The sequence below is a fragment of the Rhizobacter sp. P3_B12 genome, assembly GCF_056402895.1.
This window is the reverse complement of record NZ_JBFUGN010000444.1, coordinates 1-4,923: the sequence shown is the minus strand read 5'-3', so window position 1 is coordinate 4,923 and position 4,923 is coordinate 1. Positions and strand designations below refer to the sequence as shown.

At 67.0% G+C, this 4,923-nt stretch carries 4 protein-coding genes; all 4 read right to left on the bottom strand.

Features of this window, described 5'->3' with window-relative positions; all coding sequences use genetic code 11:
- Positions 1-309: 309 nt before the first annotated feature.
- On the bottom strand, positions 310-849 hold the full coding sequence (gene flhC / locus AC1D01_RS20780) for a flagellar transcriptional regulator FlhC (RefSeq protein WP_047510166.1): 540 nt from the start codon (positions 847-849) through the stop codon (positions 310-312).
- Positions 850-900: 51 nt separating this feature from the next.
- Positions 901-1,224, bottom strand: a complete 324-nt coding sequence (flhD, locus tag AC1D01_RS20775; protein ID WP_047510164.1) for a flagellar transcriptional regulator FlhD — start codon at positions 1,222-1,224, stop codon at positions 901-903.
- A 257-nt stretch (positions 1,225-1,481) separates the two neighbouring features.
- On the bottom strand, positions 1,482-2,990 hold the full coding sequence (locus AC1D01_RS20770) for a class I SAM-dependent methyltransferase (protein WP_477869619.1): 1,509 nt from the start codon (positions 2,988-2,990) through the stop codon (positions 1,482-1,484).
- A partial coding sequence (locus AC1D01_RS20765; RefSeq protein ID WP_477869618.1) for an O-linked N-acetylglucosamine transferase, SPINDLY family protein occupies positions 2,987-4,923 on the bottom strand: 1,937 nt, incomplete at its 5' end. The genes AC1D01_RS20765 and AC1D01_RS20770, both read right to left, overlap by 4 nt.

Below are 4,923 nucleotides of genomic sequence, written 5' to 3'. Positions count from 1 at the left end.
GGGCAGAACGAACCGTATGGTGTTGTATTGAAGCCCTTTGCTTTGGTTACTTTCATTTGGGCTCAAATGAAAGTGACTCGCCCGGCCGGGCGAAACCGGCCAGCAAGCACAGCGCAGCGTCCGGGGCGAGACCCGGCAGCAGCCTCACGCAGTGAGAAAGAAAAACGGACCCCGAGAGGTCCGTTGAAAGCACTTTTCAGCGCCAGGAGGAGATCAAGAAAACAAAAGTCGCTAACTCACACTACCCAGGGAAGAACAGAAATCGTTGAGAGGTTGTCGGCCATCCCGCGGCCGACTTGAGCGCACGGCTCAATGCATCTGGATGCCACCCGAGGCCTTGCCCTTGCCGGCACGGGCCGGCGGGTTGCACAGGCCGCACACGTAGTGCTTGGAGATCTCGTGCGGGTGGCTGACGAAATGGCCGCCGCACTTCGAGCACTTGGTCATCGTCAACATGCCGTTGTCGACGAACTTCACCAGGCGCCAGGCGCGGGTCACCGAGAGCAGCGCTTCCAGGCCCTGCGCCTGCGTCTGCTCCGAGTACAGCTGGTAAGCCTTGATGACGGTGTCGATCTCGTCCATCTCGGCCACCTTGTTCAGGTATTCGTGGATGTTCAGGAACAGCGAGGCATGGATGTTCGGCTGCCAGGTCATGAACCAGTCGGTGGAGAAGGGCAGCTGGCCCTTGCTCGGCGACTTGCCGGAGACTTCCTTGTACAAGCGCAGCAGGCGCTCGTAGGACAGGTCGGTTTCAGACTCCAGCACCTGCAGGCGCGCACCCAGGTTGATCAACGTCACGGCGCGTTCGATCTGCTTGGCTTCGGTCAGGATGCTCTTGGTGCGGGTCATGTCTCTCTCCGGAATCTTGTGTGGTTGTGGCAGCTGCGGCGGTCGCGAGGCTCAGGCAGCTTCGTGGTGGCGACCGGCCATCAGGATGCTGGCGTGCAGGCGGCTCGTCGTGTCGTTCGAGGCAGCCTTGCCATGGTTGGTCAGCAGGCCCCACACCAGGTCGTCGTCCATGCGGAAGCGGCACAGCAGCGTGTTGCTGGCAGCCACCTTCATCATCTGCGCCGGCGTCAGCAGACCGATCAGGGAAGCGCTCTCGTCGCTGATGCCCAGGCGGTACAGCGCTTGCTCGCGGTCGCTGCGGATCAGGCTCTGGGCCAGCATCAGGTACGACAGGTTGGCTTCACGGATTTCGGTCAGGATTTGGTCGGCGTTCATGTCTCGTTCCTTGGTGTGTGTTGCGGGTTACTTGCTACTTGTCTCAACGTGGAACGAATTGTGAAGACGCAAGATGGACCCAAACATCAGGTCAGTTCTGTCGCTTGAGTCCAGCTTCTTCCATGCCCCCTGTCAGGCAAATTCCTACACGGCTGCCGGGGAAGCTGAAGCGCGAACGCAAGTGCTTGTCGCAGAACGAAAAAAAGACCGCCTGGGCGGTCTTCTCCGGTAGGTAAAGAGGGTTTTTCAGGCAGGTTTCAGGCCGACAAGGCCGCCAGGTCGGCCGCGTAGGCGTCGGACATGTCGTCCGGCAGCGCGAAATCGGCCCGCATCACCCGGGCGGTGGTGCGCTCGCGCAGCGAGGTCTCCATCTTGGCCAGCACGACGCGCATGAAGGCGGCGCGCTCCTTCGGGCATTCGCGCAGCGCGTCGTCGAGGTAGTGGAACTGCGCCAGCTGGAAGCGGTGCTCGAACCAGCCGAGGTACCAGAACCAGTCGGTGTAGTAGAGCCACGATTTCTCGTTCAGCGCGCGCAGGTGGGTCGGGTCCTGCCAGGCGGTCGCCGCGTGCTCGTACGGCACCTCGATGATGAACTGGCCGCCGGTCTTCAGCAGCGCGAGGCAGTTGCCCATCAGCGTCGGCAGGTCGGGCACGTGCTCGAGCACGTTGTTCGCGAAGATCATGTCGACGCTGTCCTCGGCCAGCAGCATGTCGCCGCCGTACGACGAGCTTGCCCGGTGCGGCCACTGCACCGGCTGGCCGAGGTCGAGCACCAGGTCGGGCTGGGCGCGCTCGAGGATGTCGATGTTGAACCAGCCGGGCTTGTAGTCCTTGCCCGAACCGAGGTTGATGCGGGTCGGCCGCCATGGCTCCTGCGGCCGGCGCTCCTGGTGCACGCGGGCATAGCCCACGGCGAACGCCATGATGTCGGCATAGGCCTCGATCGGGTCGCTGGCCTCGAAGCGCTGCAGCTGCGCGCGCGCCTGCTCGAAGAACGCCGGCGTGCCGAGCTGCCGGCCGAACACCTCGTCGAGGCTGGTTTCGTCGAACCAGCTGACGCAATCCTCGAAGGCCTCGTGCGGGCGGGTCTGCGGCCGGCGCTCGGACAGCACCGGCGTGCCCAGCGACAGGCAGTGCGACACGCGCGCCTGCTCGAAGCGGCTGGTCGGGTAGAAGTGCAGGTTCACGACCGCCTTGGCCTGCAGGATCACCTCGTCGCGCTCCGGGCCGTACAGCGGGTGGTCGAACTTCGCGACGCGCCGGCCGGTGGCCTCGATGCGCTGGAGCATCTCGAGCCGGCGCGGGTTCATGCTGCCGATGAACAGCAGGTCGATCGGGCGCGCTTCCAGCGGCACGGACTGCGCCGGCTTCAGGTAGGGCGCGAACAGCAGCGGGAACACCGGCACGTCGGCGGCATGGCTCGTGTACGCGGCGATGTTGTCGGCGTCGTACTCGACGACCGCCGAGCCGGCCAGCAGCTTCAGGTAGTCGTCGCTGACCGGCGCGCCGCCGCGGCCGAGCTGCTCGAGGTTCACGAACACGCAGGTGTGGCGCTCGCGCAGCGCGGCGTCGAAACCGAGGTGGGCGCCGAACACGAAGTTCACCGCGTCATGGCGCAGCCGGTTCTTCGCGAGGCTCACCTCGGCGCCCATGCGGCGGAACTGGTGGCGGAAGTAGCGCGCCTGGTCGAGGAAGCCGAGCGAATGCACGTAGCCCGCGGGCTGGACGATGCACAGGTGGATGGCGGGCAGCTCGATCGTGCTCATGCGCAGGCTCCTTCGGCGTGTTCGGGGGCGAGGACGATGTGGTCGGGCGGCAGGCCCTGCGACCAGCGTCCGGCCATCGCCCACAGCAGGCGGCCGAAGTCGCGCGTCCAGGTGTCGCTGTCGAACAGCGGCGCGGTGTCGCGGGCGACGATCAGATGGTCGCGCAGCGCCTGGCGCGCCGAAGCGTCACCGGCGAGCTCGACGATGCGGGCCTCGTAGTCGGCCAGCGTGTTGCAGGACAGCTGAGGCAGGCCGACGGCATCCAGCAGGCTGGCCGCGACGCGCGATGCGAAGGACTGGCCGGTGTAGGTGACGACCGGCACGCCGGCCCACAGCGCATCGCTGGCCGTGGTGTGGCCGTTGCAGGGCCAGGCGTCGATGTACAGGTCGGCGAGCGGCAGGCGGCTCAGGTGCTCGCGCAGGCCGACCTTCGGGCCGAACACCAGGCGCTCGGTATCGATGCCGCGTGCCTTGGCCTCGGCACGCAGCAGGGCCGGCGCATGCTCGTTCCATTGCAGCAGCCACAGCACCGAGTTCGGGATGCGGTGCAGCAGCCGGCACCAGACGTCGAACACCTCGGGAGACAGCTTGAACGGCTGGTTGAAGCCGCACAGCACCAGCGCGTCTTCCGGCAAACCGACCTGGGCCCGGGTGCAGGGGCCGGGCAGCGGGCGCTGGCGGTCGTTCGGCTGGTAGCAGCCGGGCATCAGCGCGAGCTTCTCGCTGTAGTGCGCGGCATGGTCGAGCGGCGAGACGATGGCGTCGCCGATGAAGTAGTCGATTGCGTCGGACCCGGTGCTGCCCGGAAAGCCGAGGAAGCTCACCTGCACCGGCGCCGGCCGGTGGCCGAAGATCTTCAGCCGGCCGTCGCGGGTGTGGCCCTTCAGGTCGACCAGCACATCGATCTGGTCGCTGCGGATCTGCTGCGCCACTTCCAGCTCGCCGCGCTTGCTCACGTCGTCGAAGCGGTCGGCCGCGCGGCGCAGCCGCTGGCGCATCTCGCTGCCGTCTTCGGGGCCGTGCGAATAGAGCGTGACGTCGAAGCGGCTGCGGTCGAGCTTCTCGAACACCTCGGCCATCAGGAGCGCGGTGGCGTGGTGATGGAAGTCGGCCGAGACGAAGCCGACGCGCAGCCGCGTGGGCAGCGGGCGAGGCGCGACCGGTGCGAACGGCTTGATCCCGCGCATGTGGAAGCGCCAGCACGAGCGGGCGATGCGCAGCTGCACCTGGGGGTCGGCGGTCAGCGTGGTCTGCGCGAACACGGCGGCCCAGCGGTCGGCATCGGCCGGCAGCGCGGCGGCCATGCGCTCCAGCGCCGCCAGGTCCTCGCGGGCATGGTCCCAGCGGCACAGCTCGCGTTCGATGAAGGTCAGCACGCTTTGYGCGGCCAGGTCGCCCGGGCCGAGGCCTAGCACGAGCGAGGTGCGCAGGCATTCGGTGGCTTCGGCCTTCATGCCCAGCGCATTGAAGGCCAGGCCGAGCCGGAAGTGCGACAGCGCGTGGTCGATGTTGCGCGCCAGTGCATCGAACAAGGCGGTGATCGCGGCCTGGTGCTGGTTCGCGTTGAAGAGCGCCATGCCGAGGGTCTGGTGGTACTCGGTGCTGCGCGGCACGTGCGCGGGCTGTTGCTGCAGGCAGGTGGCCGCCTCGGCGTAGCGGTGCTGCGCGTGCAGGCATTCGGCGGCGATGATGCGGGCCACCGGATCGTCCGGTTGCAGCTTGAGGGCGGCCGAGGCCGACTGCAATGCCTTCTCGTGCGCGCCGTTCTTCATCTGTGCGCGTGCCAGGTTCACCAGGTAGAGGTTGTCCTGCGGCTCGCGCTCGGTGGCGCGCAGGAAGGCGCTCTCGGCGCTGCGCCAGTCGCCGGCCTTCGCATGCCCGATGCCTTCCTCCCAATCCTGCTTCGCGCTGCGCAGGTAGGGTGCAATCGTGG